The sequence below is a fragment of the Pseudomonas sp. GW821-FHT09D08 genome (assembly GCF_059416305.1).
In genome coordinates this window covers 300,392-326,917 of record NZ_JBWKOX010000002.1, presented here as the reverse complement: position 1 = coordinate 326,917, position 26,526 = coordinate 300,392, and the positions used below count along the sequence as shown (strand labels likewise).

The 26,526-nt window shown below is 61.7% G+C and carries 28 protein-coding genes; 16 read left to right on the top strand and 12 right to left on the bottom strand.

From position 1 onward, the window contains the following. Positions 1 to 164 precede the first annotated feature (164 nt). The 4 genes from AC07OP_RS04475 (at position 165) to moaE (ending at position 2,812) form a co-directional block, all read left to right on the top strand. The gene (locus tag AC07OP_RS04475) at positions 165 to 1,559 is read left to right on the top strand and encodes a PhoH family protein (protein ID WP_005785025.1); all 1,395 of its coding nucleotides are present in this window, start codon (positions 165 to 167) and stop codon (positions 1,557 to 1,559) included. Positions 1,560 to 1,647: 88 nt separating this feature from the next. Then, positions 1,648 to 2,121, top strand: coding sequence for a cyclic pyranopterin monophosphate synthase MoaC (gene moaC, locus AC07OP_RS04470; protein WP_027604721.1), 474 nt, complete (start codon positions 1,648 to 1,650; stop codon positions 2,119 to 2,121). Further along, positions 2,118 to 2,360, top strand: coding sequence for a molybdopterin converting factor subunit 1 (moaD, locus tag AC07OP_RS04465; protein WP_065938595.1), 243 nt, complete (start codon positions 2,118 to 2,120; stop codon positions 2,358 to 2,360). The genes moaC and moaD overlap by 4 nt, the downstream gene beginning before the upstream one ends. A 2-nt stretch (positions 2,361 to 2,362) precedes the next feature. Next, positions 2,363 to 2,812 (top strand): molybdopterin synthase catalytic subunit MoaE, encoded by a 450-nt coding sequence (moaE, locus tag AC07OP_RS04460; RefSeq protein WP_027604719.1) that lies wholly within the window; start codon positions 2,363 to 2,365, stop codon positions 2,810 to 2,812. Positions 2,813 to 2,956: 144 nt separating this feature from the next. Here moaE and rhlB read toward each other — a convergent pair whose 3' ends face one another. Further along, complete coding sequence (rhlB, locus tag AC07OP_RS04455; RefSeq protein WP_193603551.1) at positions 2,957 to 4,420, bottom strand: ATP-dependent RNA helicase RhlB; 1,464 nt, start codon at positions 4,418 to 4,420, stop codon at positions 2,957 to 2,959. Positions 4,421 to 4,515: 95 nt separating this feature from the next. Further along, positions 4,516 to 5,172 carry an alpha/beta hydrolase gene (locus AC07OP_RS04450; protein WP_027604717.1) on the bottom strand — a complete coding sequence of 219 codons (657 nt, stop codon included), beginning with the start codon at positions 5,170 to 5,172 and terminating at the stop codon, positions 4,516 to 4,518. 345 nt (positions 5,173 to 5,517) lie between these two features. Between AC07OP_RS04450 and AC07OP_RS04445 the strand changes: the two genes are divergently transcribed. From AC07OP_RS04445 to AC07OP_RS04430, 4 genes are all read left to right on the top strand, one after another. Further along, positions 5,518 to 6,549, top strand: a complete 1,032-nt coding sequence (locus tag AC07OP_RS04445; protein WP_027604716.1) for an amino acid ABC transporter substrate-binding protein — start codon at positions 5,518 to 5,520, stop codon at positions 6,547 to 6,549. Between the two features lie 72 nt (positions 6,550 to 6,621). After that, positions 6,622 to 7,803 carry an amino acid ABC transporter permease gene (locus AC07OP_RS04440; protein WP_092487160.1) on the top strand — a complete coding sequence of 394 codons (1,182 nt, stop codon included), beginning with the start codon at positions 6,622 to 6,624 and terminating at the stop codon, positions 7,801 to 7,803. A gap of 10 nt (positions 7,804 to 7,813) precedes the next feature. Continuing rightward, complete coding sequence (locus AC07OP_RS04435) at positions 7,814 to 8,911, top strand: amino acid ABC transporter permease (protein ID WP_092487163.1); 1,098 nt, start codon at positions 7,814 to 7,816, stop codon at positions 8,909 to 8,911. Positions 8,912 to 8,922: 11 nt separating this feature from the next. Continuing rightward, positions 8,923 to 9,687, top strand: coding sequence for an amino acid ABC transporter ATP-binding protein (locus AC07OP_RS04430; protein ID WP_003171943.1), 765 nt, complete (start codon positions 8,923 to 8,925; stop codon positions 9,685 to 9,687). 50 nt (positions 9,688 to 9,737) lie between these two features. Here the strand turns inward: AC07OP_RS04430 and AC07OP_RS04425 are convergent, their stop codons facing one another. Further along, on the bottom strand, positions 9,738 to 10,220 hold the full coding sequence (locus AC07OP_RS04425) for a type II toxin-antitoxin system MqsA family antitoxin (RefSeq protein WP_098480346.1): 483 nt from the start codon (positions 10,218 to 10,220) through the stop codon (positions 9,738 to 9,740). Then, positions 10,217 to 10,528 carry a type II toxin-antitoxin system MqsR family toxin gene (locus tag AC07OP_RS04420; protein WP_092356204.1) on the bottom strand — a complete coding sequence of 104 codons (312 nt, stop codon included), beginning with the start codon at positions 10,526 to 10,528 and terminating at the stop codon, positions 10,217 to 10,219. Before AC07OP_RS04420 ends, AC07OP_RS04425 begins: the two co-directional genes overlap by 4 nt. A gap of 159 nt (positions 10,529 to 10,687) precedes the next feature. On the opposite strand from AC07OP_RS04420, the gene AC07OP_RS04415 reads away from it, so the two are divergent. Together AC07OP_RS04415 and AC07OP_RS04410 are read left to right on the top strand one after the other, a co-directional pair. Beyond that, the gene (locus AC07OP_RS04415; RefSeq protein WP_092356653.1) at positions 10,688 to 11,347 is read left to right on the top strand and encodes a FadR/GntR family transcriptional regulator; all 660 of its coding nucleotides are present in this window, start codon (positions 10,688 to 10,690) and stop codon (positions 11,345 to 11,347) included. Then, positions 11,337 to 12,602: a CynX/NimT family MFS transporter gene (locus AC07OP_RS04410; protein WP_146476025.1), complete on the top strand. Its 1,266-nt coding sequence runs from the start codon at positions 11,337 to 11,339 to the stop codon at positions 12,600 to 12,602. The genes AC07OP_RS04415 and AC07OP_RS04410 overlap by 11 nt, the downstream gene beginning before the upstream one ends. Here the strand turns inward: AC07OP_RS04410 and AC07OP_RS04405 are convergent. The 8 genes from AC07OP_RS04405 to AC07OP_RS04370 all read right to left on the bottom strand — a co-directional run bounded on the left by AC07OP_RS04405 (position 12,599) and on the right by AC07OP_RS04370 (position 20,274). Next, on the bottom strand, positions 12,599 to 13,249 hold the full coding sequence (locus AC07OP_RS04405) for a DUF1120 domain-containing protein (RefSeq protein ID WP_115486695.1): 651 nt from the start codon (positions 13,247 to 13,249) through the stop codon (positions 12,599 to 12,601). The genes AC07OP_RS04410 and AC07OP_RS04405 overlap by 4 nt on opposite strands. An 18-nt stretch (positions 13,250 to 13,267) precedes the next feature. Further along, positions 13,268 to 14,398, bottom strand: coding sequence for a DUF1120 domain-containing protein (locus tag AC07OP_RS04400; protein ID WP_115486696.1), 1,131 nt, complete (start codon positions 14,396 to 14,398; stop codon positions 13,268 to 13,270). Continuing rightward, positions 14,395 to 16,827: a fimbria/pilus outer membrane usher protein gene (locus AC07OP_RS04395; RefSeq protein ID WP_115486697.1), complete on the bottom strand. Its 2,433-nt coding sequence runs from the start codon at positions 16,825 to 16,827 to the stop codon at positions 14,395 to 14,397. Before AC07OP_RS04395 ends, AC07OP_RS04400 begins: the two co-directional genes overlap by 4 nt. Before the next feature lie 80 nt (positions 16,828 to 16,907). Continuing rightward, positions 16,908 to 17,603 (bottom strand): fimbria/pilus chaperone family protein, encoded by a 696-nt coding sequence (locus AC07OP_RS04390; RefSeq protein WP_115486698.1) that lies wholly within the window; start codon positions 17,601 to 17,603, stop codon positions 16,908 to 16,910. Positions 17,604 to 17,632: 29 nt separating this feature from the next. Beyond that, positions 17,633 to 18,256 carry a DUF1120 domain-containing protein gene (locus AC07OP_RS04385; RefSeq protein WP_495101167.1) on the bottom strand — a complete coding sequence of 208 codons (624 nt, stop codon included), beginning with the start codon at positions 18,254 to 18,256 and terminating at the stop codon, positions 17,633 to 17,635. A gap of 83 nt (positions 18,257 to 18,339) precedes the next feature. Next, positions 18,340 to 18,960 carry a DUF1120 domain-containing protein gene (locus AC07OP_RS04380; protein ID WP_027604704.1) on the bottom strand — a complete coding sequence of 207 codons (621 nt, stop codon included), beginning with the start codon at positions 18,958 to 18,960 and terminating at the stop codon, positions 18,340 to 18,342. A 29-nt stretch (positions 18,961 to 18,989) separates the two neighbouring features. Next, the gene (locus AC07OP_RS04375) at positions 18,990 to 19,604 is read right to left on the bottom strand and encodes a DUF1120 domain-containing protein (protein WP_115486701.1); all 615 of its coding nucleotides are present in this window, start codon (positions 19,602 to 19,604) and stop codon (positions 18,990 to 18,992) included. Positions 19,605 to 19,650: 46 nt separating this feature from the next. Beyond that, positions 19,651 to 20,274, bottom strand: coding sequence for a DUF1120 domain-containing protein (locus tag AC07OP_RS04370; RefSeq protein ID WP_115486702.1), 624 nt, complete (start codon positions 20,272 to 20,274; stop codon positions 19,651 to 19,653). A 454-nt stretch (positions 20,275 to 20,728) separates the two neighbouring features. Between AC07OP_RS04370 and AC07OP_RS04365 the strand changes: the two genes are divergently transcribed. The 6 genes from AC07OP_RS04365 to AC07OP_RS04340 all read left to right on the top strand — a co-directional run bounded on the left by AC07OP_RS04365 (position 20,729) and on the right by AC07OP_RS04340 (position 26,415). Further along, complete coding sequence (locus tag AC07OP_RS04365) at positions 20,729 to 21,154, top strand: hypothetical protein (protein WP_495101168.1); 426 nt, start codon at positions 20,729 to 20,731, stop codon at positions 21,152 to 21,154. A gap of 208 nt (positions 21,155 to 21,362) precedes the next feature. Further along, entirely contained in the window at positions 21,363 to 21,998 is a 636-nt protein-coding gene (locus AC07OP_RS04360) for a response regulator (protein WP_065938609.1), read from the top strand. A gap of 96 nt (positions 21,999 to 22,094) precedes the next feature. Then, positions 22,095 to 22,565 (top strand): nuclear transport factor 2 family protein, encoded by a 471-nt coding sequence (locus AC07OP_RS04355; protein ID WP_065938610.1) that lies wholly within the window; start codon positions 22,095 to 22,097, stop codon positions 22,563 to 22,565. A gap of 36 nt (positions 22,566 to 22,601) precedes the next feature. Continuing rightward, positions 22,602 to 22,877 (top strand): GIY-YIG nuclease family protein, encoded by a 276-nt coding sequence (locus tag AC07OP_RS04350; RefSeq protein WP_027604699.1) that lies wholly within the window; start codon positions 22,602 to 22,604, stop codon positions 22,875 to 22,877. Positions 22,878 to 22,952: 75 nt separating this feature from the next. Further along, the gene (locus AC07OP_RS04345; protein ID WP_495101169.1) at positions 22,953 to 23,888 is read left to right on the top strand and encodes a glutathione S-transferase family protein; all 936 of its coding nucleotides are present in this window, start codon (positions 22,953 to 22,955) and stop codon (positions 23,886 to 23,888) included. A 109-nt stretch (positions 23,889 to 23,997) separates the two neighbouring features. Continuing rightward, positions 23,998 to 26,415, top strand: a complete 2,418-nt coding sequence (locus AC07OP_RS04340; protein ID WP_495101170.1) for a TonB-dependent siderophore receptor — start codon at positions 23,998 to 24,000, stop codon at positions 26,413 to 26,415. Positions 26,416 to 26,526 lie beyond the last annotated feature (111 nt).

Here is a 26,526-nt window from a genome sequence, read left to right as displayed (position 1 = left end):
GTATTACGAAGTCAGATCGCCGAAACCTGCAACACAGGTGGCGTCTTCCAAGACTCCTCATGTGGGCACTGCGCTTGACGTCACTCAGGTGCAGTCGGTGGTCGAATCGAGGCGCAGCACTGTTGTGGTATTGCGTCGACTGGCTCCCACAAAGGTGACCGAGTATGGATGATCATGGACGTAACCCTTCTTCCGACCAGCCAATCCTTTATGTGCTTGATACCAATGTACTGATCCACGATCCAAACGCACTGCTTAACTTCGAAGAACACCACGTCGCCATCCCGATGATCGTGCTTGAGGAGCTCGACAAACTTAAAAGCGGGCACCACAGCGTGGCTGCCGAATGCCGCCAGGCCATCCGCCTGATCGACAAGACCCTGGGCGAAGCGTCACCCGAGGACGTTGAGGTCGGCGTGCCGATCCAGCGCGGCAAAAGCGGGCCCAAGGGCTTGCTGTCGATCCTGATGAGCAAGCGCAGCGAGCCCAACAGCCTGCTGCCGGAAAACCTGAACGACAACAAAATCATCAACCAATTGATCGACCTGCACGCTCGCGACAAGGACCTGCGCGTGGTGCTGGTGACCAAAGACATCAATATGCGCCTCAAGGCACGAGCGTGTGGGATCGCTGCCGAGGACTACAGTACCGACCAACTGGTCGACGACGTGTCGATGCTGTCCCGTGGTTATCACATGATGACCGGCTCGTTCTGGGACCGTGTCAGCAAGGTCGAAACCCGTCAGGACCACGGTCGTACCTGGCACCAGGTACAACTGATCGACAATCTGCCGGCCGTGCATATCAATGAATTCATCGTCGACGAGCAGGGCTTCGTGGGCTGGATCAAAGAGATCCAGGTCGACAAGCTGCTGATCCTCGACCTGCATCAGGAACCCCTGTTGCACCAGGAAGCCTGGGGCCTGAAACCGCGTGATATCTACCAGAGCCTGGCGCTGTATGCGCTGCTCGACCCGGACATCCATCTGGTCAACCTGACGGGCGCTGCCGGTTCCGGTAAAACCATCCTCGCCCTGGCTGCCGCCATCGAGCAGACCATGGTGACCAAGCGCTATCGCCGCATCATCGCCACCCGCTCCGTGCAGGGCCTGGACCAGGAAATCGGCTTTTTGCCCGGTACCGAGGCGGAAAAAATGGAGCCGTGGCTGGGGGCGATCACCGACAACCTCGAAGCCTTGCACATGGATGACGAAAACACCCATGGCAGCGTCGACTACATCCTCAGCAAAGTGCCGTTGCAGTTCAAATCCCTCAACTACATCCGAGGTCGCAGCTTCCAGCAGAGCCTGATTTTGATCGATGAATGCCAGAACCTGACCCCGCACCAGATGAAAACCATCATCACCCGTGCCGGCGCCGGTTCCAAAGTGGTATGCCTGGGCAACCTGGCACAGATCGACACCCCTTACCTGTCCGCGACCAGCTCCGGGCTGACCTACCTGACGGAACGCTTCAAGGACTTCCCGAACGGCGTGCATATCGCGCTGCAAGGGGTGCCTCGCTCGATTCTGGCTGAATACGCAGAGTCGCACCTGTAACCGTTGGAGCGGCGGTGCGTCGCACCGCTGCTCCCACATTTATTGCGTGTTGGGTTTACAATCGCCGCTCCTGATCAGGAGTATCCCTGTGCTGACTCATCTCGATTCCCAAGGTCGCGCCCATATGGTCGACGTCACCGACAAGTCCGTGACGTTCCGGGAGGCGGTGGCCGAAGCGCGGGTGCGCATGCTGCCCGAGACCCTGCAAATGATTGTCGACGGCGCCCATCCCAAGGGCGACGTGTTTGCCGTGGCCCGCATCGCCGGGATCCAGGCGGCGAAAAAAACCAGTGATTTGATCCCCCTGTGTCACCCGCTGATGTTGACCGGAGTCAAGGTCGAACTGAGTGCCGATGGCGCAGACTCGGTGCACATCGTCGCGCGCTGCAAGCTGTCCGGGCAGACCGGCGTAGAGATGGAAGCGTTGACGGCGGCCAGTGTCGCGGCGCTGACGATCTACGACATGTGCAAGGCCGTGGATCGCGGCATGACCATCGAAAACATTCGCCTGCTGGAAAAGCTTGGCGGTAAGAGCGGGCATTTCAAGGCGGATGGACAATGAGCATCAACGTACTGTTTTTCGCGCGTTACAGCGAAAAAATAGGCCTGGATTCACTTGAGATGGAAGGCGACTTCGCCACGGTCGATGCCGTGCGCCAGGCGCTGGCCGCTGATCCGGGCTTTGAAGTGCTCAACGAAACCAGCCTGATGTGTGCCCGCAACCAGGAGCTGTGCGCTCTCGACGAGCCGTTGCAGGCCGGTGATGAAGTCGCGTTCTTCCCGCCCGTGACCGGAGGCTGAACATGGCCATTCGTGTACAGGTCGAACCGTTTGATCCCGGTGCCGAGGTCAACGCGATGCACGCGGCGAATGTGGGCGTGGGCGCGGTGGTGAGTTTTGTCGGCTATGTGCGCGATTTCAACGAGGGGCGCGAGGTGTCTGGCATGTTCCTCGAACACTATCCGGGCATGACTGAAAAAGCCTTGGCCAAGATCGCCGTCGAAGCCGAGCAACGCTGGCCGCTGCTCAAGCTCGAAGTGCTGCATCGTATCGGTGCGCTGGAGCCCGGCGAGCCGATTGTGTTCGTGGCGGCCGCCAGTGCCCATCGCCAGGCGGCGTTCGATGCCTGTGCGTTTGTGATGGATTACCTGAAAACCCGTGCGCCGTTCTGGAAGAAGGAAAATACCCGTGAGGGTGCGCGCTGGGTGGAAGGGAGGGATAGCGACCACGCTGCGGCGGATCGCTGGAAATAACCAGCCGAACACTTAACCAAATGTGGGAGGGGGCTTGCCCCCGATAGCGGTGTGTCAGTCAATTTATGTATCGACTGATCCACTGCTATCGGGGGCAAGTCGAATCGTCGCACCGCCCCTCCCACATTTTTATCGCATTTCAGCTTACGGGCGTTTGCGCTCTACAGCCCGCAGCAAGTGCGTCGGCGGAGTCTCGCAGCTGATCTTGCGGCCCAGCAAGGTCTCGATCGACGGCAACTGATACGAGTCATCCTCCCCGGCAAAGCTGATCGACACACCCGCAGCCCCCGCCCGGCCGGTACGGCCGATGCGGTGCACGTAGTCGTCCGGCACTTCCGGCAGGGTGAAGTTGATCACGTGGCTGATGCCGTCGATGTGAATCCCGCGTCCGGCCACGTCGGTGGCCACCAGCACGCGGATCTTGCCTTCGCGGAAGCCTTCCAGGGTCTTGATGCGCTTGTGTTGCGGCACATCGCCGGACAGCTGCGCGGCATTCACGCCATCGCGCACCAGGCGTTCTTCGATGCGACGCACTTCGTCCTTGCGGTTGGCGAACACCATCACGCGCTCCCAACCGTTGTCGTTGACCAGGTTGTAGAGCAGCTTGTACTTGTCGGCACCGGCCACGGCATAGATGTGCTGTTCGACGTTTTCGCTGGCGACGTTCAGCGCTTCGATCTCGACGATCGACGGCTCGGTAGTCCACTGCTTGGCGAGGTTCATCACGTCTTCGGTGAAGGTCGCGGAGAACAGCAGGGTCTGGCGCTCGTTTTTCGGCGGGGTCTGGCGAATGATCTGGCGTACTTGTGGGATGAAACCCATGTCGAGCATGCGGTCGGCTTCGTCCAGCACCATCACTTCGACCATGTCCAGGTGCACGTCGCCGCGCTGGTTGAAGTCCAGCAGGCGGCCGGGGGTTGCCACCAGGATGTCGCAGTGGCGGGCTTCGAGGTGCTTGAGCTGCTTGTCGAAGTCCATGCCGCCCACGAACGTCATGACGTTGAGGCCGGTGTACTTGGTCAGGTCGGCGGCGTCCTTGGCGATCTGCACCACCAGTTCACGGGTAGGCGCGATGATCAGCGCACGCGGTTCACCCATGTAGCGTTCTTTCGGCGGCGGCGTTTGCAGCAGCTGGGTGATGATCGAGATCAGGAACGCGGCGGTCTTGCCGGTGCCGGTCTGGGCACGACCGATGGCATCTTTGCCGGCGAGGGTAAAGCCCAATACCTGCGCCTGGATCGGCGTGCAGTACGGGAACCCCAGGTCCTGGATGGCGTGCATCAGTTCCGGGGCCAGATCAAAATCGTGGAAGCGGGTCTTGCCTTCCTGGGGCTCGACGACGAAATCCTCGAGTTTCCACGGGATCACCGGCGGTTTGGGCGCGCGTTCCCGGCGAGGCTTGGGGGCGGGTGCGGCTTGGGTCTCGGGTTTTGCCTGTTCGGGCGGTGTCACCGTCGGCGTCTTCGGCTGGGCGACAGGTGCAGTCCGGCCTGGCTGTTGACCGTCATTGCGGCTGCCGGAGGAGGGGACAGGAGCACTGGGAACAGGCGCGAGCGGCTCAGCCTCGCTTTTGCCGAACATCTTCTTGAGTGCTTTGAGCACGGTGATCTCATTAATTGGTTAAGGAATGTACGCCGGCCAGTGTAATGCAAGAATCGGGCGCGGCGTAGTGCGTCTGTCATACGGCTACATAAACGTGGGGTTCAGCCCAGGCGAGCGGTCAACCAAGTCCCTATATCGTGTATCTCCTGGGGTAACACTTCGTGGCCCATTGGGTATTCCTGCCATGTCACGGTGACACCACGGGTTTTCAAATGCTCGTAGGCGCTGCGGCCCATGGCGTTCTGTACCACCTCGTCGTACTGGCCGTGCAGGCACAGCGTTGGAATGCGTTGTTGGCTGGCCGACAATTCAAGCTCATCGCTGAAGGTGGGCGCGTAGGTGGAGAGGGCGATGACGCCGCCCAATGGCCCCTCCCAATTCAGGAACGCGGTGTGGAAGACCACGGCGCCACCTTGGGAAAAGCCCGCGAGGAAAATCCTCGAAGCGTCTATTCCGGTTCTCTTCTGTGCTTCGATCAGATCGGTCAGCATTTTTGCTGACACTTCCAGCTCTTCCAGGCTGATCGAGCGGGCCGGGCTCATGGCCTTGATGTCGTACCAGCTGGGCATCTCGTAGCCACCATTGATCGTCACCGGACGGGTCGGTGCCTGGGGCAAAACAAAGCGGGTGGACAGCAAGCTTTCCTGCAGCGCCTCGGCCACCGGCAGGAAGTCGTAGCGATCGGCACCCAGGCCATGCAACCAGATTACGCAGGCGTCTGCGGGCTTGGCGGGCTGAAGAATCAAGGGTTCGGTCATGTCTGCTCCATATATGTGCGTGCGCTCCGATTGGGTGCGTCGGAACGGTGCGCGACAGGTTGATCTGTTAAGAGAATGTCGCAAGGTTGAATCTTTTTCCATTGACGAGGGGCTGAAACGACTCAGCCGCCACTCTGGTACGCGCCTTGCTATGTGTAGGTCGATGTCAGAACTTTCCCTGGACGGTAACACTATCAGTGACTGCCGCTTCTGGGATAGCCGCTGGAATTACCGCGAAAGCCTCATGCCGCTTGACCCTAAAAAAAGCCAACACGGGTCGATATCGCCTCATAAGGGTGCGCTGAGGTTGGAGCTTCGACACAACAAGAGCAACTGGAGGTTTGAATGAAGGTATTGAAATCCACCCTGGCCATCGTTAGCGCGGCGGCTGTACTGGGTGTCAGTGGTTTCGCCCAGGCTGGCGCCACTCTGGACGCCGTGCAGAAGAAAGGCTTTGTGCAATGTGGCGTGAGTGACGGCTTGCCGGGCTTCTCGGTACCGGATGCCAGCGGCAAGATCCTCGGGATCGATGCTGACGTTTGTCGCGCCGTGGCCGCTGCCGTTTTCGGCGACGCCACCAAGGTCAAATTCAGCCAGTTGAACGCCAAGGAGCGTTTCACCGCGCTTCAATCCGGCGAAGTCGACATCCTGTCGCGTAACACCACCATGACCAGCTCCCGCGATGCGGGCATGGGCTTGAAATTCCCGGGCTTCATCACTTACTACGACGGCATCGGCTTCCTGGTTAACAACAAGTTGGGCGTTAAAAGTGCCAAGGAACTGGACGGTGCAACCATCTGCATCCAGGCCGGTACCACCACTGAGCTGAACGTTTCCGACTACTTCCGTGGCAACAACCTCAAATACACCCCGATCACCTTCGACACCTCCGATGAAAGCGCCAAGTCGCTGGAATCCGGCCGTTGCGACGTACTGACCTCCGACAAGTCCCAACTGTTCGCCCAGCGCAGCAAGCTGGCCTCGCCAAAGGATTACGTAGTTCTGCCGGAAACCATTTCCAAGGAACCGCTGGGCCCGGTCGTGCGTAACGGTGATGACGAGTGGCTGGCCATCGTGCGCTGGGTGGGCTACGCCATGCTCAACGCTGAAGAAGCCGGCATCACGTCCAAAAACGTTGAAGCTGAAGCCAAGTCCACCAAGAACCCGGACGTTGCGCGTCTGCTCGGTGCTGACGGCGAATACGGCAAAGACCTGAAAGTGAAGAAGGATTGGGTCGTACAGATCGTCAAGCAAGTCGGTAACTACGGTGAAGTGTTCGAGCGCAACCTGGGCAAGAGCACCCCGCTGGAAATCGACCGCGGCCTGAACGCGCTGTGGAACAACGGCGGCATTCAATACGCACCGCCTGTGCGCTGATCGCTGATGGTTCTGTCACCCGGTGGGCCAACCGCCGGGTGATGTTCTGTTCCATTCTTTCCGGGGCACTTCATGCAAAAACAAATCGGCGCACCAAATCGGAAGCTCAGCTTCAGCGATCCCAAAGTGCGTGCGTGGCTCTTCCAGATCATCACGATTGTGGCGGTGATCTCGCTGGGCTGGTACCTCTTCGACAATACCCAGACCAACCTTCAGCACCGGGGCATTACCTCGGGTTTCGACTTTCTTGAGCGCAGTGCCGGCTTCGGCATCGCGCAGCATTTGATCGACTACACCGAATCGGACAGCTATGCCCGTGTCTTTGTGATCGGGCTGCTCAACACTTTGCTGGTGACCTTTATCGGGGTGATCCTGGCGACCCTGCTGGGCTTCATCATCGGCGTGGCGCGCCTGTCACCGAACTGGATGATCAACAAGCTGGCGACCGTGTATGTGGAAGTGTTCCGCAACATTCCGCCGCTGCTGCAGATCCTGTTCTGGTACTTCGCGGTGTTCCTGACCATGCCGGGGCCGCGCAACAGCCATAACTTCGGTGACACCTTCTTTGTCAGCAGCCGTGGCCTGAACATGCCCGCAGCGCTGGCCGCTGACGGGTTCTGGCCGTTTGTGGCCAGCATCGTGGTTGCCATCGTGGCAATCGTGCTGATGGCGCGTTGGGCCAACAAGCGCTTTGAGGCGACCGGCGTACCCTTCCACAAGTTCTGGGCGGGCCTGGCGCTGTTTATCGTGATCCCGGCGTTGTGTGCCTTGATCTTCGGCGCGCCGCTGCACTGGGAAATGCCAAAGCTGCAAGGTTTTAACTTTGTCGGCGGCTGGGTACTGATCCCTGAACTGCTGGCCCTGACCCTGGCGCTTACCGTGTACACGGCAGCGTTTATCGCCGAGATCGTGCGTTCGGGCATCAAGTCCGTCAGCCACGGCCAGACCGAAGCTGCGCGCTCCCTGGGCCTGCGCCCTGGGCCGACGCTGCGCAAGGTCATCATCCCGCAAGCCCTGCGGGTGATCATTCCGCCGCTGACCAGCCAGTACCTGAACCTGGCGAAGAACTCGTCGCTGGCCGCCGGTATCGGTTACCCGGAAATGGTTTCGCTGTTTGCCGGCACGGTGCTCAACCAGACCGGCCAGGCCATCGAGGTTATTGCCATCACCATGAGCGTGTACCTGGCGATCAGCATCAGCATTTCCCTGCTGATGAACTGGTACAACAAGCGCATTGCGCTGATCGAGCGGTGAGGAAACGCACATGAGTTCGCATACTTTCAAACCTGATATGCCGCCGCCGAGCAAAGTCTTCGGACCGATGGCCTGGATGCGCGCCAACCTGTTTTCCAGCTGGCTCAATACCTTGCTGACGCTGTTGGCGTTCTACCTGATCTACCTGGTGGTGCCGCCAATCCTGCATTGGGCCATCCTCGATGCCAACTGGGTCGGCACCACCCGCGCCGACTGCACCAAGGAAGGCGCGTGCTGGGTGTTTATCCAACAGCGCTTCGGGCAGTTCATGTACGGCTACTACCCCGGCGACCTGCGCTGGCGTGTGGACCTGACCGTGTGGCTGGCCATCGTCGGCGTGGCGCCGTTGTTCATCTCGCGTTTCCCACGCAAGGCGGTCTATGGCCTGAGCTTCCTGGTGCTGTACCCGATCATCGCCTACTTCCTGCTCCACGGCGGGATCTTCGGGCTGACCAATGTGGCAACCAGCCAATGGGGCGGCCTGATGCTGACCCTGGTCATCGCCACTGTCGGCATCGCCGGTGCCTTGCCGCTGGGGATTGTGCTGGCCTTGGGGCGGCGCTCGAACATGCCGGCGATTCGTGTGGTCTGCGTGACCTTCATTGAGTTCTGGCGCGGCGTGCCGTTGATCACCGTGCTGTTCATGTCCTCGGTGATGCTGCCGTTGTTCCTGCCTGAAGGCATGGGCATCGACAAGCTGCTGCGGGCGTTGATCGGCGTGATCCTGTTCCAGTCGGCCTACGTGGCCGAAGTGGTGCGCGGTGGCTTGCAGGCGATTCCCAAAGGTCAGTACGAAGCGGCCGCGGCGATGGGCCTGGGTTACTGGCGCAGCATGGGCCTGGTGATCCTGCCGCAAGCCCTGAAGATGGTGATCCCTGGCATCGTCAACACGTTTATCGCGTTGTTCAAGGACACCAGCCTGGTGATCATCATCGGCCTGTTCGACCTGCTCAACAGCGTCAAGCAAGCCGCCGCCGACCCTAAATGGTTGGGCATGGCCACCGAAGGCTATGTGTTTGCCGCCCTGGTGTTCTGGATTTTCTGTTTTGGTATGTCGCGCTATTCCATTCATTTGGAACACAAGCTCGACACAGGCCACAAGCGTTAGGAGTTGATGTTATGAGCGAAGCGATCAAACAGCCTGTGAGCCCTGAAGGCATTATCCAGATGCAGGGCGTCAACAAGTGGTATGGCCAGTTCCATGTGTTGAAAGACATCAACCTCAACGTCAAGCAGGGCGAGCGTATCGTGCTGTGCGGCCCGTCGGGTTCGGGCAAGTCCACCACCATCCGTTGCCTCAACCGTCTGGAAGAGCACCAGCAGGGCCGCATCGTGGTCGATGGCGTGGAACTGACCAACGACCTCAAGCAGATCGAAGCGATCCGCCGTGAAGTCGGCATGGTGTTCCAGCACTTCAACCTGTTCCCGCACCTGACCATCCTGCAGAACTGCACGCTGGCGCCGATGTGGGTGCGCAAGATGCCCAAGCGCAAGGCCGAGGAAATCGCCATGCACTACCTGGAGCGTGTGCGCATCCCGGAGCAGGCCCACAAGTTTCCGGGGCAACTGTCCGGCGGCCAGCAACAGCGTGTGGCGATTGCCCGCGCCCTGTGCATGAAGCCGAAAATCATGCTGTTCGACGAGCCGACCTCGGCCCTCGACCCGGAAATGGTCAAGGAAGTGCTCGACACCATGATCGGCCTGGCCGAAGACGGCATGACCATGTTGTGCGTGACCCACGAAATGGGCTTCGCGCGTACCGTGGCCAACCGCGTGATCTTCATGGACAAAGGCGAGATCGTCGAACAGGCGGCGCCGAATGACTTCTTCGACAACCCGCAGAATGACCGGACCAAGCTGTTCTTGAGCCAGATCCTGCATTGATCGATGTTTGAAAAAATAAACCCGGCCCGGCCGGGTTTATTTTTGTCTGTTCAGGAGGCCTTGAGCGCCTCCTGCCCTGTGTTCGCGGTATGGGTGAAGCCCCGCAGGTCAGCGCCTTCGGCCAAGACCCTGGCGTCGGCGAGCAGGTGAGGGTAACGGTCCAACAATCGCATCAATAGAACCAGTGGCTTCGGTGGCAGAAGCTCACCGCGTTCATAACGTGAAAAAGCGTTGTGACCGCCACCGGACAACAGTTGCACGGCTTCTTTCTGCGTAAGGTGCAGCTTGCGACGGATGCGTTTCATCTCGTTGCCGATCATTGTCCGCGCGGTACGGACCAGTTCATCGCTGGCGGCGCTATAGCGGTCGGAGCTGTCAGGGTCATGCATGCCGTCGCCGCACAGTTGGCATTCCCAGCCAGACAGGTCATCGACACGCCGTTCCATACCGTTGACACGGAGGGTTTCGCTGCGGCTTTCGAAGCGCCTCATGGCGTCGGGTGCACCGCAAATGAAGCAATGTTGAGTGTTCATGAGCTCTTCTTCTTGAAGGAGATCACTGGAGGGTTACCGGCTGTGCAGTAAGTGACCTTGATGTAAATCTCCAGACCGTGTGAATTGATGTGGTACACGTCCTGCCACACCCGGTGATCGGCATACGTGGTCATCGATTTGTACAACATCCTGTTTTGTAGTTCGAAAACGACCTCTTGCATCTCCTTGATACTCAGACCGAGCCGCGCGCCTGTTTGCTTTGCTGCGAGCGTAAATGCCCGGCCTCCAAGCCGCCTGACGTCCGCCTTGATCACCGCCAGATCGTAATGAGGTGTGTACTTTTCCATAAGACACCTGAGCCGAATAATTACCCTTTGAGGGTAATTTTACCAATCGAAAATACTGCTCCTTTTCCTGCCTAAGAACCCTAGTGCGTTGCCTTTGTAGGCAACTCTGAATAGGCTGTAGGAAAATTCATCCTATGATTGGACGAAAGCCTGCATTCCATGACAGACATCGCCCCCTTGATCAAACGCTCCCTGGTGGACCAGGCCCTTGAGCAATTGCGCTGGCGCATCAGCGAAGGCCGGTGGGCCATCGGCGAACGCCTGCCCACCGAGCCGGAGCTGGCCGCCGAGCTGGGCATCAGCCGCAACACCGTGCGCGAGGCCATGCGCGTGTTGGCGTTCTCCGGGTTGATCGAGATCCGCCAGGGCGACGGCAGTTACCTGCGCTCGATGACCGACCCGCTGGGGGCCATGCGCGCGTTATCCCACTGCACCCTGGAGCAGGCGCAGGAGACGCGGCAGATCCTGGAAGTGGAGGCCGTCGGGCTCGCGGCGGTGCGCCGTACCGACGCCGACCTCACCGCTTTGCATGAGGCACTCAAGGCCAGCGCGGTGCTGTACCACGGTGACCTCGAGGCCTATATCAGCGCCGACCTGCTGTTCCACAAACGCCTGGTGGACGCCGCGCACAACCCGGCGTTGAGCGAGCTGTACCAGTACTTTTCCGCCATCGTCGGCGCGCAGTTGCGCCAGACCCTGAACATTTCGCCGCGTCGCCAGGCGGTGTTCGACCTGCATATCGCCCTGCTCGCAGCCGTGGAACACCAGGACCCGGAACGCGCCAAATCCCTTTGCCGGCAGTTGATCAATGAACCCTGAAACCAAGCGTACGAGCGAGTTGGACGAACTGTTGATCGACGCCGAGGCCGACGACGACGTGGTGCAAAGCAGCCACCCGGTGGTGAGTCGCCCCTGGTTGCTGCTGCTGGGCCTGATCCTGGTGGCCTTGAACCTGCGTCCGGCGTTGTCGAGCGTGGCGCCATTGCTGGCCGACGTCTCCAGCAGCCTGGGGTTGTCGGCGGCCAAGGCCGGTTTGCTCACCACCCTGCCGGTGTTGTGCCTCGGCCTGTTCGCACCCACGGCGCCGATCCTGGCCCGGCGGTTTGGCGCCGAGCGGGTGGTGTTGGGGATTTTGCTGACCCTGGCCGCCGGCATCATCCTGCGCAGCGCTTTTGGCGAAGTGGGCTTGTTCGTCGGCAGCCTGATCGCCGGTGCGAGCATCGGCATCATCGGCGTCTTGCTGCCGGGCCTGATCAAGCGTGATTTCGCCAGGCAGGCCGGTGCCATGACCGGCGTCTACACCATGGCCCTGTGCCTGGGCGCGGCGTTGGCCGCCGGTGCCACGGTGCCGCTGAGTCATTACTTCGGTGACCGCTGGACCATTGGTCTGGGCTTCTGGATTCTGCCGGCGTTGGCGGCGGCGTTGTTCTGGTTACCGCAGGTCGGCCGCAGACACGCCACCCACCAGGTCGCCTACCGAGTGAAGGGCCTGCTGCGTGATCCGTTGGCCTGGCAGGTCACCTTGTACATGGGCCTGCAATCGTCCCTGTCGTACATCGTGTTTGGCTGGCTGCCGTCGATCCTGATCGGTCGTGGCCTGAGCGCCACCGAAGCCGGGCTGGCGTTGTCCGGCTCTATCGTCATGCAATTGTTCAGTTCCCTCGCCGCACCCTGGCTCGCCACCCGTGGCAAAGACCAGCGCCTGGCGATCGTAGTGGTGATGCTGCTGACCCTCGGCGGTTTGTTCGGTTGCCTGTATGCACCGCTGGACGGCCTGTGGGGCTGGGCGATCCTGCTCGGCCTGGGCCAGGGCGGTACGTTCAGCCTGGCGCTGACCCTGATCGTGCTGCGCTCGCGCGACTCCCATGTGGCGGCCAACCTGTCGAGCATGGCCCAGGGCTTTGGCTACACCCTGGCGTCCATTGGCCCATTTGCGGTGGGCCTGGTGCACGACTGGACGGGCGGCTGGTCGGCCATCGGCTGGATTTTCGCGGTCATCGGCCTGGGCGCCATCATTGCCGGGCTGGGGGCGGGGCGGGCGCAGTATGTGCAGGTCAGCAGCGAGAAAGTCTAGAGGTACACCACCTCCAGCGTGGCAAGGCCGTCGAGTCGTGTGTCGCTGCTCAGGTCCAGGTTTTGCGTGGCATTGATCACGGCTTCGACCTTGACCGTGCTGATCAGCTCCTGGATTGCCGAGGGCCCGGCCGTGCTGCCGGCGATGCCGGTAAAGCCCAGGTAACTGTTGGCGCCGATATTGATGGGGTTGAGGTTGGCGGTGCGCCAGGCCACGCCACCGGTGGTGGACTCGGTGCCATACACCTGCGTGGTGCTGTCGACCAGGGTCTGCCTGGGGTCGAAGGTCATGGAGTACAGGCCGATACGGTTGCCGCTGTTGTCCAGGCCCAGTCCGTAGTAAATCTCGCTGTTGACCATGGCCGAACCGTCGCGATTGTCGTGCATGCGCAAGGCGAAGCGGTTCGAGGCGTTGCAGGCGATGCTGACTTGCAGCAGCTTGACCGGCAGGCGCGTATTTTTGTCCGCGTTCAGGTCCTGGTGGGAGATCTTGCCGTAGTCGATCAACGCGCCGTTGGACAACTGCGGGGTACAGGCGGTGGGCGTGATGCGGCCCTTGACCGCCAGGTCCACGCGCGAGGCGGCCTGTGCGGGGAGCGCGCTCCCCAGTAACAGCAGGGAGAGCAGGGTGATGCCGGGGGTTTTCATGGGGCGGGTTCCAATGGGTTACAGGTAGATGATTTCGAGGGTGCCGGAGCCGTTGATGTACACCACGTTGCGCAAGTCCAGGGCCTGGGTCGGCGCCAGGTAGGCCTTGAGGCGCACCGTGCCGGCCAGGTGCTGGATCGGTACCGGCCCCAACGTGCTGGCGGCGCGGTCGGTGAACCCCATGAGGCTGTTGGCGGCGATGGGGATCTGCCGGGCACTGGAACTGCTCCAGGCCACCCCGCCGCTGGTGGAGTCGGTGCGATACAGCGTGCCGAGGGCGTCGGCGCTGAATTCGGCCGGGTCGATGTTCAGGTAGTAGCGCCCGATCTTGTTCTGGCTGGCGTCCAGGTCCAGGCCGTAGGCGGTTTCATCGGTGCCTCCGGTCGCCGAGCCGTTGCGGTTGTCGTGCATCTTCAAGGCGAAGGGGGTGGCGGCGTCGCAACTGACAGAAAACTGCAGGGTGCGGGTGGGCAGTGGGGTTTCGTGGGTGGCGTTCAGGTCTTTGGCCGCCAGCGTGCCGTAATCCACCAGCCCTCCATTAGACAACTGCGGTACACAGGCCACGGGAGCGAAATGCGCCTGCAGTGTCAGTTCGCGGTAGCGATCGCTGGGACGGTTGTAGACCGTGCCGGAGACTTCCCAGGTGGTGGCATCCCTGACGCGGGTGGCGGCGCTGTCGGCCCAGGCGTTGACGCTCAGTTGCAGTGAAAAGTGCTTGCCCGTCAGCAGCGTACCGTTCTGGACCGGCGCAATCCCGTGGCCCGGCCGCCAATCCAGGCTGTTACCTGTGGCGACGGCAGGCTGGCCGCTGGCGGGCAGCAACCCCAGGGCCACCGCCTGGCCATCCAGTACAGCGTCGCTGGCGTGGAGGGTGTAGCTGCCCTGCTCGGTAAATTGCCAGCGCTCTGCGCTTGTCGCCAAAGCGCGATAGAACAGGCTCGGGTCGGTGGGGTGCGGGCACGTGAACGTCAGGCTCAGGCGCCGCTCGCCGAGCAAACGCTGTGGGGCGCTGTCGCGCTGGGCGGCGCGGTTCATCAGGCCAAAATCCAGCAACGCCTCGCTGACGTTCAGGCGGCATTCGTCCTGGGCCAGGGCGCTATTGAGCGCGCCCATCAGCACGCAGGCGATGCCTAGTCGTAGGGCTGTCATCGATCATCCTCGGGGGTATGGCAGAGGGCGGGGGCGGTTTCGTAATACACCGTCGGATTCGCCTTGGCCGGCAATTCAAAGCGCAATTCACAGCGTTGTTTGCCTGCGGTGCCGACCCACAGCGTGGTGTGCTCCAGCACATTGGGCAGGAACACCTGGCTGCCATCCTGGACCAGGGTGACGAATTCACCCTCGGCAGTGCTCACCGTGGCGCCACGGGGCAACGGCTGGTCCTGGTCGGTGCGTACTGTCAGCAGCAAGCGGCGCGTCAGCGCTACGCCGAACTCGACGCGATCCACCGCACCACGCCCGGCCGAGATCATTGCCAGGCCATTGTGGATATCGGCGTTGCGTGGCAGCGAGCGGGTCTGTACCTCGACCGGGCTGCGTCCGTACGCATTGACCTGGGAAACCACCGCCTGGCCTTGCCAATCGGTCCAGACCGGGCCGCTGGGGGTGCTGAGCTTGATGCCGCTCATGTCGCCCACCGACACCAGGGCGAAGGTGTCGCGCACCGGGTACGGCGAGAACGTCATCCCGCCGCCATGCACCACCATCGCGCCACGGGCACCGCCCTGGTAACTCGAGCGTTCGGCGTCGCTGCGGCTGTAGCTCAGGTCCAACTGGCTATAGCGCGGCAGGGCGGACAGGCCCACGCTGGTCTCCACCTGGCGGTCACGGCTGTCGTACTCGGCGCTGACCCGGTAGTTGAGTTGGTCGTTGACCTGTTCGTTCAGGCCGAGCCCGGAACGGTGCTCGCCGCCCGAGTTGCGCACCCAGGCGCGGGCCCGGCGACTCTCGCCCAGGGGCAGGCTCAGGTTCAGGTACACCGCGTTGTCCTGTTGCTGGCGCCCGCCCATCTGCCATTCGGCACTGGCCGACAGCGAAACGCCGTTGACGCTCGTCCCCCAGGACGCCAGCGCGCGGCTGCTGTTGGCCCCGTCAAAATTGCTGGAGCGCGAGAGCCCGGCGCTGAATGCCCCGAGCCACGGGTGCGACCAGCCCAGGGTGGCGCTTTGTTGATCGCGATAGCGTGTGCTGCGGTGCCGGTCGGGTTGGGCTGCGTAGGTGGCTTCCTCCAGCTCGCGGTAGCCTGGGGTGCGCCAGGAGTTGGCGAGACTGAATGACCATTGTTCACCCAGGCGCTGGGCCCAGGAAAGATCGGTTTGTACACCCTGTGCCTTGTCGCGGGCCTGGGCATCGGAGAGTTGGCTGGCCAGCTGCAACTGGCTGTCCAGCCCGGGCAACCAGGCCATGCTTGCTCCCACTCCACGGTATTGGCTGGCGGCCAGCACGCCGCCGCCCACGGACAATTGCGGATGCACGGCGCCGTTCCAGCCCGCACTGACCACCCACGGATCGTCACCTTGAGCGTTACCAATATTGCGCACGCGTCCTGCTGCCACCGAGTAACCGGCTGCCGGCAGCCCCAGGCCAAGCATCGCCGCCGGGACGGTGAAGCGCCGTTCGCCGCCCGTGCTTTCCTTGACCGTTACCTCCACATCCGAGCGGGTGTTCAAGCGCCGTACATCGGTGAGGGCGAACGGGCCGGCGGGGACCACCGTCGAGTGGATCAGCGCGCCGTTCTGCCGCACCTCGACCTGTGCGGGGCTGTTGGCGATGCCCTCGATGGTCGCGCCCTGCTCCTGGTCTTGCAGGGCTTGTTCGGTAAATACCTGCACGCCGGTGATCTGGGCGCCGGACAACACCGGGTTGTAGAGGCTGACTTGCCCGGCCTGCAGCACCGTTTGATAACGGGCAAAGGTGCGTTGGGCATAGGCTTCAAGGTGGGTGCTGCGTGACAGGCCATCCTGCCAGGTCTGCACCTGGCGGCTGCGCACGATCCAGTCGCCCGCATTGAAGCCGACCTCGGTATTGGCCGAGCCGAAACGGCTGGCGTCGTCGCCGAAGCGGTTGTAGAACCCGCTGAGGTCGTAGTTGAGCAAGCCCGCGACACCGCCGGCCTGGTATCCCGAGATGTCCTGCTGCGCCGGGCGCAAGGCTTCGCTCGGCACCACCAGCGATACGGTGAGGCTGGCCGGGTCCGGCTCGACCAGGCTCTGCGGGAAGCGGGCGAGAAAGTCATGGCACGGGCCGCTGTCCGCCGGGACCCGCAGATTTGCGGTGTCCAGCAGCGCGCGGTCAAAGCACAGGGCGCCGTGCTCATCGAAACGTGCCTGCAGGCGGCCGCGGCGTTGCCCGTTGACCCGTAAGGTCACGGCGTGTGTGCCTGCCGTGAAGCGCGGGGCATCCAGTAGCAGGCTCGCCAGTTGCGGGTCGATGCCGCGCTGGTCCAGGGTCTTGGTATCAAAGCCTGCGTACTCGTCGGCCCGTACCTCTTCGGGGAACAAGGCAAAGGTCAACAGCAGCACGGGTAAGGCAAGGCGGGGTGGGGCGGCGGGCACGGCGTTGCCGTCACGATCATTCACGACTGTTTTCACCAAGGCATTCGAATATTGGGCGGCTGCGCGTCTTAGCGGCGCTTGTCAGGCCGTCACGTCGTCTTGCGTCAGGGGAGGGTGAGCGGCGCGTCGTAGGCGGCGACGGCGAAACCGTAAAGGGTGGCCGGTTGCAGTCTTACGGTGCGGGCGCCGGAGGCGGCTGCCGGTACACGCAGGCGCTCACCCGGCAACACATAGGTGCGCGGCAGCATCGCCTTGCCGTCGCCGGGCAGCAGGCGCAGTTCCTGGGCCAGCCGCACCACATACGGCGTGTCATTGCTGACCAGCAATTGGTTGTTTTCCAGGGACCAGGTCAAGCCGGTCCAGGGCGTGCGATTGGGCGCCAGGCCCTTGGGATGAATGATCACTGGCAGGTTCTGGCGCACGGTGACACCCACCCGTGCATGTCCGGCCTCGGCTGCGGGGCGGCCCTTGGGCATGCCTTCGAAAATCACGCGTTTGAGGCGCTGGCTCTTGAGCGGCAAATGATCTTGCAGGATGAAACGCACCAGTTGCGATTTCGTCGGCTCCACCCGCGACAACGGCGGGGTGACCACCAGCAAGGGCTCGTTGTCTTCCGGGATATCTTCCAGGGTCACGTGCAGCAGGGCCAGCTGACTGTCGGTGTTGGTCACCGAAACGCTGGCTTCGCCGTCGCTTTCGTAGACGATCACCACGGAGGTGTCGGGGACCATGCCATCAGCCCGGGCATTCATGCTGAACAGCAATGCCAGGGTCGCAATGTTCAAAAGTAGTGTCGTCATGACAAGAGTTCCATTGGGCAGGAGAGGAGTCAGAGGTAGCGCAGATCCAGGACGATGGAGCCATCCAGCGGCACCTCTTGATCCAGGGTCAGGTAGTTGGAAAAGTTGATCGAGGTTTCGATGTGCAGTTGGGCGCTCAGATGCCTGATGAAGTCCGGCTGGCGATCCCCCGGCAGGGCAAAACCGGTGTAGGCCTTGGGCGCGGCGTTGGGGCGAGGCGTCCAGGTTTCACCGTTGTCGAGGGACATCAGCACCTGCATGGGTTGCGCGTCGCCCAGTGGGTTGCGATAGGACAGCGCCACGCCGCCGAGGCGTTCTTCGGGGGCATGGATGTTCCTGCCCAAGCCGAAGACCCCTGGGGCCAGCGCCGACTCCGCACGGTTGTCCAGGCCCACCAGCGCAAACAGCATGGGCCGGGCGCACTGTACGGACAGCTCCAGGAGTCTGCTCGGCATCAGGGTGAATTCATCACTGCTCAGCGTATGGGAGGGAATCTTGCCATGGTCAACCATACCGTCTTCCGACAGCTCGACGTGACAGGCGTCCGGGGTCAACCGGCCGGTCACGGTGATATCGACGATAGAGGCGGCCCACGCCGGGGCGTCGAAGGTCAGTGTCAGCAGGGCAGCGAAAAGTGTGGCGGACGTGTTCATAGGGCATCACTGGCTGGGAGACGGTGGCCGATCTGTAAGAAGGGAGGCCATGGCAGAGCAGGCCTGGCATGGCATCCCCGGCATCACAGGTACTTCACTTCCAGGGTGGCCGACCCGTCGAGGGTGACCTCGTTGCTCAGGTCCAGGCTGTCCGTGCGGGCAATCGAGGTGCTGACCTCCATCTCCATGACCAATTCCTTCACGGGCACCGGCTGGGTGGTGTCATCCGTGGTGGCGACCGACATGTACAGGCCCGGGTCCCAGAACTTTTCCTTGTACCAGGTATTGCCCCCGTCGCCGGAAGCGATGGTTTCCACCTGTACGCCGTCGGCGACGGCGTTTTGCAACATCAGGTCGAACCAGCCCAGTTTTTGCGTACCGTTGATAAAGCCCAGTCCGAAGAGACTCGCCATTATTGCGGAGTCCGCGCGGTTATCGATCGCATTCAGGGCAAACGAGGTCGCACCATCACAGACCACCGCAATCGTCATGACGTTCTTACCGATGTGGGTAGGGTTGTCCGGGCGCAGGTCCTTGGCGGAAATCTTCCCGTGGTCGATGACGCCGCCGCCGGACAGGTTGGGGGTACAGGCGCTGGGCACGATCAGGCCCTTGACGGTCAGGTCCACGGTGGAGGCGGCATGGGCGGTGGCGCAAGTGAGCAGCATCAAGCTGGTGGCAGCGGCACTGAACAGGGTTTTCATGGTGAGCGAACTCCTTTCGATAGGCGGAATTACAGGTACTTGAGTTGAACGGTGGCGTGCCCGTCGATGGGGACTTCGTCCAACAGGGTCAGGCGGTCGGCGGGGGCGACGTGGGTGTACAGGCGGATCTGCGCGTCAAAGTCGCGGACGGCGATGGGTACCAGGCCATTGCTGTTTGCAACGGCGGTCAGCCAGATATGGTTCAACTGGTTGGTGGGTGACCAGGTCACCCCGCCATCGCTTGAGGTAATGATGCGTGCAGCCACACCGTCGGCCACGGGGGTGTAGAGATGGAAGGTCGAGCCGCCGATCTTTTCATCGTTCGGGGTCATGCCCAGGCCATGCCAGTGATCATGGTTGGCCGAAGAACCGGCGCGGTTATCAATGGTGTTGAGGGTGAAAAATGTCGGTGCTTCGCAACGTACGCTCAATTGCATGTTCTGGTTGGGCAACACGGTGTGTTGCTCGGTATTGAGCGACTTGGCCGACATTTTCCCGAAGTCGACCACGCCGCCCCCGGAAATCAGTGGCGCGCAGGCGCTGGGCGTGATGCTGCCCTTGACGGTGAGGTCTGTATTGCTGGCGGCAAACACCGCTGGCGTAAACGCCAGCAACAGTGCTGTGCGAGTGACAAATAGGTTCATAGGGGCAATCACCATTTGAGCAGGGTCGATGGACGCGGGGTAAGCGCTACAGGTACTTCACTTCAAAGGTCGCAGAACCATCCAGTGCCACCTCGTTGGTGAGCGTCAGTGTGTTGGCCGGCGCGATCGCGGTGTTGAGCACAATCTCCACGCTCATGTCCTGCAGCGGGTGAGGCTGCCAGCCAATCGTTTCGTCCAGGCCTCCCAGTGCAATCAGGTAGTTGGGCTCAACGGTGTCGTCCTCTGCGAGCCACGTCCAACGGCCCTCGGTGTACGACACCAGCAAGGTCGACGGCTTGTCGGCGACGGGATTGCGCATGGTCAGGAAGTACCTGCCCAGTTTCTCCGTCTCGTTGATCAGGCCCAGTCCAAACGAGGCGGGGCGGGTAGAGGAGCCGGCACGGTTGTCGAAAGGCTTGATGGCAAACAGCGTCGATGCCTCGCAGCTGACGGACAGCTGTACGGTTTGTGTGGGCAGCGGGGTCTGGCTGTCGAGGTTCAGGTCTTTCGCGGAAATTTTTCCGAAATCCACTGCGCCCGGCAGGTTGGGCGTACACGCACTGGGCGTGATCAAACCTTTGACCGTCAGATCCACCGTGCTGGCAGCCAAGACAGGCAAGGCATTGGTGAGCAACAGGGCGGCGCTGAACAGGGTGAGGGACTTGCTCATTTCTATAGGTTCCACTATGGGGCTGGCTGATAAAGGCTTGCGCACGGCATCGTCCGAGCTTTTTGTGGAAGGCGGCGAGCAGGGCGGCGGGTGGTGTTTTGCTGGGATCGACGAAACGGGCCAATCCATCCCCTCTTTGGGGGTGGCGGCAATTTAGCCGGGGGGAGTGGCGGGGGAAATACAACTATTACGACAATCGGAGTAGTCAGTATTTGAGTGCAAGTTCGTGGGAATTAATGTTTTGGATTGTAGGAAAGTTGGATTTTTCGTAGTTGTTGTATCGTCTTTCCCCTGTCCGCAAGGCTATTCATTGTCGCTTATGACAGTCACATGAGTGCCATGGGGATGTTGCACGCTGTTCGTTTATTTGGCTGTTGCAACGTCCCGCTCCTATTCAAGTGGATGTTAATGAACTCATGGGCTGAGCAATCAATGTAAGCACAGTGAGGTGACCATGGTGACAAGGGTATTTTCCAAGCGAGTACCTGTCCTGAAGTTGGCACCCTCACCCTTGCCACCGTCGGTGGAGGAGCCGGTTTGTCGTCCAGGCGCGATTGCATGGCCGACGCGAGCCAGCCTGATCGAGATTTTCGGCAGTGATGAGATGGTGAATCGGGCGGTGGCCAGCCTGATTGAGGAAGCGCGTGAAGACGATGCCTGGCTGGACCTGGCGCAGGCCCGCGCCGATGCGCCCTTGCTGGTGGAGCGCTTGCACCGCTTGGTGGGCAGCCTGGCCTTCGTCGGCGGAGTCGACCTGGAGCGTTGCGGCGAGCAGTTGATTGCGCGGGTCCTGGCCGATGGTGTGGTGGCGAATACGCCGCAGTTGCAAGCCTTCCAGCGCAACTTGCGGGGGTACATGGCTTATCTGAGTAAGTTATGAGTCTTCGGGGTTCGAAAGTTTGTAGGAGGTTATTACTGTGCGCTGAAGGTCTTGGATGTAGGTAATTTCTTTTTATTTTGTAGGCGTAAAGATGCCATCTATCAAACGCTGGGCGCGATCCGGAGCCGGCTGCGTCGAGTGGTTGTTGAGACAAGAAGACACAGGTATTTTTGCGCCAATTCCAAGTTGCCATCATTCGTGGGTATTTATGTTGCGTGTAATTATTGCCGACGATCATCCCATTGTGCGCATCGGGCAACGGGTGGTGATTGAGGCGGGCGGTAGATGCACAGTGGTCGGTGAGGCCGATGGTCCCGATGAATTGCTCAAGTTGCTGGGCAGCGTGGCGTGTGACGTGCTGGTGACTGACTTCGCCATGCCCGGCGGCCAGCAGGCCGACGGCTACGGACTGCTGGGGCTGTTGCGGCGCCAGTACCCGACTTTGCCGGTGATTCTGGTCACCATGTTCGCCAATGTGGCGACGCTGCGTGCGTCCTTTGCCCACGGGGCACGGGCGATTGTCGCCAAGAGCGCCTCGGCCCGGGAGCTGCCTACCGCCATCGGTACCGTGATCAAGGGCGAGACATTTGTCAGTGAATGCCTGCGCGCGCAGTTGGTGGAGGCGGGCACCGGCGATCAGCTGCAACAGCCGCAGTTATCCAGCAAGGAGCGCGAAGTGGTCAGGATGCTGGCCAGCGGCATGACCGTCAGCCAGATTGCGGCCCGGGTCAATCGCAGTATTTCCACGATCAGCAAGCAGAAAAGCACGGCCATGAGTCGGCTGTGCATCTCCACCGATGTGGACCTGTTTGCCTACGCACGCAGCTGCGGCATGGTGCCGTAGCGCTGGGTGGGGCATTCCCGGTGTAAATGGCGATAGAGTTTTACCGGCGCCCGGACTATCTTGGACGGCTTACAACCCCTGGTCTGGAACCTGCCCATGAGCGATGCACACAACGCCCTGATCACCGAGTTCTACAGCGCTTTCCAGCGGCTGGATGCCGAGGCCATGGCGGCCTGCTACACCGAGGATGTGCTGTTCAGCGACCCGGCCTTCGGTGAGTTGCGCGGGCGTGACGCCGGCGATATGTGGCGCATGCTCACCACCCGGGCCAAGGATTTCTCCCTGACGTTCGACCATGTGCGCAGCGATGAAACCACCGGCAGCGCGCATTGGGTCGCGACCTACCTGTTCAGCGCCACCGGTAACACGGTGGTCAACGATATCGGCGCGCGGTTTGTGTTTCGCGATGGCAAGATCTGCGAACACCACGACCACTTCGATTTGTGGCGCTGGTCGCGCCAGGCCCTGGGCCTCAAGGGCCTGTTGCTGGGCTGGTCGCCGGCCCTGAAAAACGCCGTGCGTGCCCAGGCGCTCAAAGGCCTCAGGGCATTCCAGGCCGGTCGTTGATAAGCTTGGCGCTCTTCTGGTTTGCCGAATCGACCCGTGACTGATCCTTCTGAACCCAAACCCTGGTTTGTGTACCTGGTACGCGCCGCCAATGGCGCGTTGTATTGCGGCATCAGCAATGACCCGGTGCGCCGTTTTGCCGCTCATCAGAGCGGCAAGGGCGCACGGTTTTTCCTGTCCAGTCCGGCGGTCGCGCTGGTGTACACGGAGCAATGCGCGAGCAAAGGCGAGGCGTTGCGCCAGGAGCGCTTGATCAAGAAGTTGAAGAAAAGCGCCAAGGAGTGCCTGGCCGCAAGTGGCTCATTGATTTGACTGATGGGTTCCCATCGTCCCCGCCTGGGGTTTTGCAGGCTAAGCTAGCCGCTCACCTATCGAGCGGAGCCTGGCATGTCTGAGTTGATTCTCCACCATTACCCGCAGTCCCCTTTTGCTGAAAAAGCCCGCCTGATGCTGGGCTTCAAGGGCTTGTCCTGGCATTCCGTGCGCATCTCGCCGGTGATGCCCAAGCCTGACCTCACCGCCTTGACCGGCGGCTATCGCAAGACGCCGGTGCTGCAAGTCGGTGCCGACATCTACTGTGACACCGCCTTGATCGCCCGACGCCTGGAGCAGGAAAAATCCGCCCCGGCGCTGTTTCCCCAAGGACTGGAGCTGGTCACCCAAGGCTTCGCCGCCTGGGCCGACTCGGTAGTGTTTTCCCATGCCGTGGCGCTGGTGTTCCAGCCTGAATCCCTGGCCGTCAAATTTGCCAACGTACCGCCACAGATGCTCCAGGTGCTGGTGGCCGACCGCAGCAAATTGTTCAGCGGTGGCACCGCCGCCCGCGTGCAACTGGACCAGGCCAAGCACCAATGGCCGGCGATCATCCATCGTATCGATCAGCAATTGCAGCACCCGACGGGGGACTTCCTGTTCGGTGAGCCATCGATTGCCGACTTTGCCCTGGCCCATCCGCTGTGGTTCCTCAAGGGCTCGTCGGTGACTGCACCGTTGGTGGATGCGTATCCCGCTGTCGCGGCGTGGCTGGACCGGGTGCTGAGCGTTGGCCATGGCACTGCCAGTGAGATCAGCGCCGAGCAAGCGCTGGAAGTGGCGCGTAACGCAACGCCCGCTGCGCTGCCCGATGAGGTTTTCGAGGATTTGAACGGCTTCAAACCCGGCCAGCAGGTGACCATCTCGGCCACTGACTACGGCACCGACCCCGTGGCCGGTGAACTGCTGTTTGCCGGGCGCGAAGAGCTGATCCTGCGCCGTACCGATGAACGCGCCGGCACCGTGCATGTGCATTTCCCACGCTTGGGTTTTTGCATTCAGGCGCAATAAATAAAAATATTTGCAAATAAAGGTGAGGTAAACCGTCAGCCCATCCGTGTAGTGCTTGAAACTGCGATCTATTCGCATTAACAGCGTTTTCTACACGGGTTCTCACAGCATGAAGTCGACGGCGGGCGGTTGGGTTAAACAGTGGCTGGGAGCCTCGGTATTGGCGGTGTCGGGTCTGGCATTGCTGCCCCTCGGCGTGGCGCAGGCGCAGGAGCAGCAAAGCGCCCAGTTCACCTTTGCCCTGGCTGCCAAACCGTTGCCCCAGGCCTTGAGCGATTTCAGCCGGGTTACCGGGATCAGCGTGATCTACACCGATGAAGCGCCCTATGGCCTCAGTGCCCCGGCGGTCAGCGGGCAAATGAGTGCGACCCAGGCCCTGCAACGTCTGCTGGGCAACTCCGGCTTTACCTTCCGCCAGATCGACGCCCGCACCCTGGCCCTGGAACCGGTGCCCACCGATGGCGCGCTGAACCTCGGCGCCACCACCATCAGCGGGGTCGGCCAAACCGAGGACAGCACCAGCTACCAGCCCCCGCCCACCAGCTCGGTGATGCGTTCCCGCGCGTTGCTGCTGGAAACCCCGCAGACCGTCAACGTGGTCCCCGCGCAAGTGCTGCGCGACCAGACCCCGCGCAACCTGGATGACGCCCTGGCCAATATCAGCGGCATCACCCAGGCCAACACCCTGGCCAGCACCCAGGACGCGGTGATGCTGCGCGGCTTCGGCGACAACCGTAACGGCTCGATCATGCGCGATGGCATGCCGGTGGTGCAGGGCCGGGCGTTGAATTCAACCGCAGAACGGGTCGAAGTGCTCAAGGGCCCGTCGTCGCTGCTGTATGGCATCCAGGACCCGGGCGGCGTGGTCAACATCGTCAGCAAAAAGCCGCAACTGACCCAGGCCACGTCCCTGACCGTGCGCGGCTCCACCTTCGGCGACGGCAAGAACGGCAGCGGCGGCAACCTCGACACCACCGGCCCCATCGGCGATTCGGGCTTGGCCTATCGCCTGATCGTCGACCATGAGGACGAAGACTACTGGCGCAATTTCGGCACCCACCGCGAGTCGCTGGTGGCGCCGTCCCTGGCCTGGTACGGCGATACCACCAAGTTGTTGTTCGCCTACGAACACCGCGAATTCCTCTCGCCGTTCGACCGCGGCACCGCCATCGACAAATCCAACCACCCGCTGGACATCCCGGCCACTCGCCGTCTGGATGAGCCGTTCAACAACATGGAAGGCCGTTCCGACCTGTACCGCTTCGAAGCCGACCACGATTTGAACGACGACTGGAAAGCCCACTTCGGCTACAGCTGGAACCGTGAAACCTACGACGCCAGCCAGGTGCGTGTCAGCGCGGTGAACACCAACGGCACACTGACCCGCAAGATGGACGGCACCAAGGGCGCGATCACCACCGACCGTTTCGCCACAGCCAGCCTGGAAGGCAAGGTCAATGTGCTGGGCATGCAGCATGACCTGGTGTTCGGCCTGGACGACGAGTACCGCAAGATCTACCGCGCCGACCTGATTCGCCAGAACTCGCGCGGTACGTTCAACTACAACAACCCGGTGTACGGCAACGAAGTTGCGGGCACCACCGTCAGCGCCGCCGACAGCGCCCAGACCGACCTGCTGCGCAGCGACTCGCTGTTCTTCCAGGACGCGATTCACCTGACTGACCAGTGGATCTTCGTGGCCGGTGCGCGCTATCAGATGTATGACCAGTACGCCGGCAAAGGCGTGCCGTTCAAGGCCAACACCAACGGCAATGGCCAGGCCTGGGTGCCACGTGCCGGCCTGGTGTACCGCTACACCGATGAGTTGTCGTTCTACGGCAGCTACACCGAGTCGTTCAAGCCCAACTCCACCATCGCCGCCTTGGCCGATGGCAGCACGTTGACCGGTGACCTCACGCCGGAGGAATCCAAGTCGTGGGAGCTGGGCGCCAAGCTCGACATCCCCGGGCGCATCACCGCCAGCGCAGCGTTGTTCACTATCGACAAACGCAATGTGCTGGTGTCGGTGGGCTCCGGCGCCAACACCATCTACAGCATCGCAGGGCAGGTGCGTTCCCGTGGCCTGGAACTGGACGCCAGCGGCCAGTTGACCGACAAGTGGAGCCTGATCGGCAGCTACGCCTTCACCGACGCCGAAGACATCAAGGACAACGACCCGACACTGGAAGGCAACCGCCTGCAAAACGTGGCCAAGCACACCGGCTCGCTGTCGGTGGCCTACGACTTCGGCAACATTTTCGGCGGCGATCAGTTGCGTGTGGGCACCGGTGCGCGGTATGTCGGCGAGCGCGCAGGCGACGCCGCCAACGACTTCACCCTGCCGGGCTACACCGTGGCGGATGCCTTCGCCACCTACGACACCAAGATCGACGGGCAGAAGGTCAAGTTCCAGGTCAACGTGAAGAACCTGTTCGACCGCGTTTACTACACCTCTGCGGCCAGCCGACTGTTTGTGTCCATGGGCGATGCGCGGCAGGTATCGGTGTCCAGCACCCTGGAGTTCTAAAACCTGGCGGGCTCCCTATGGCAAGTGTGCTCCTTGTGGTGGGCAGGCTTCCTCTGGTGAGCGGGCCTCCTGTGGTGAGCGGGCTTCCTCTGGTGAGTGGGCTTCCTGTGG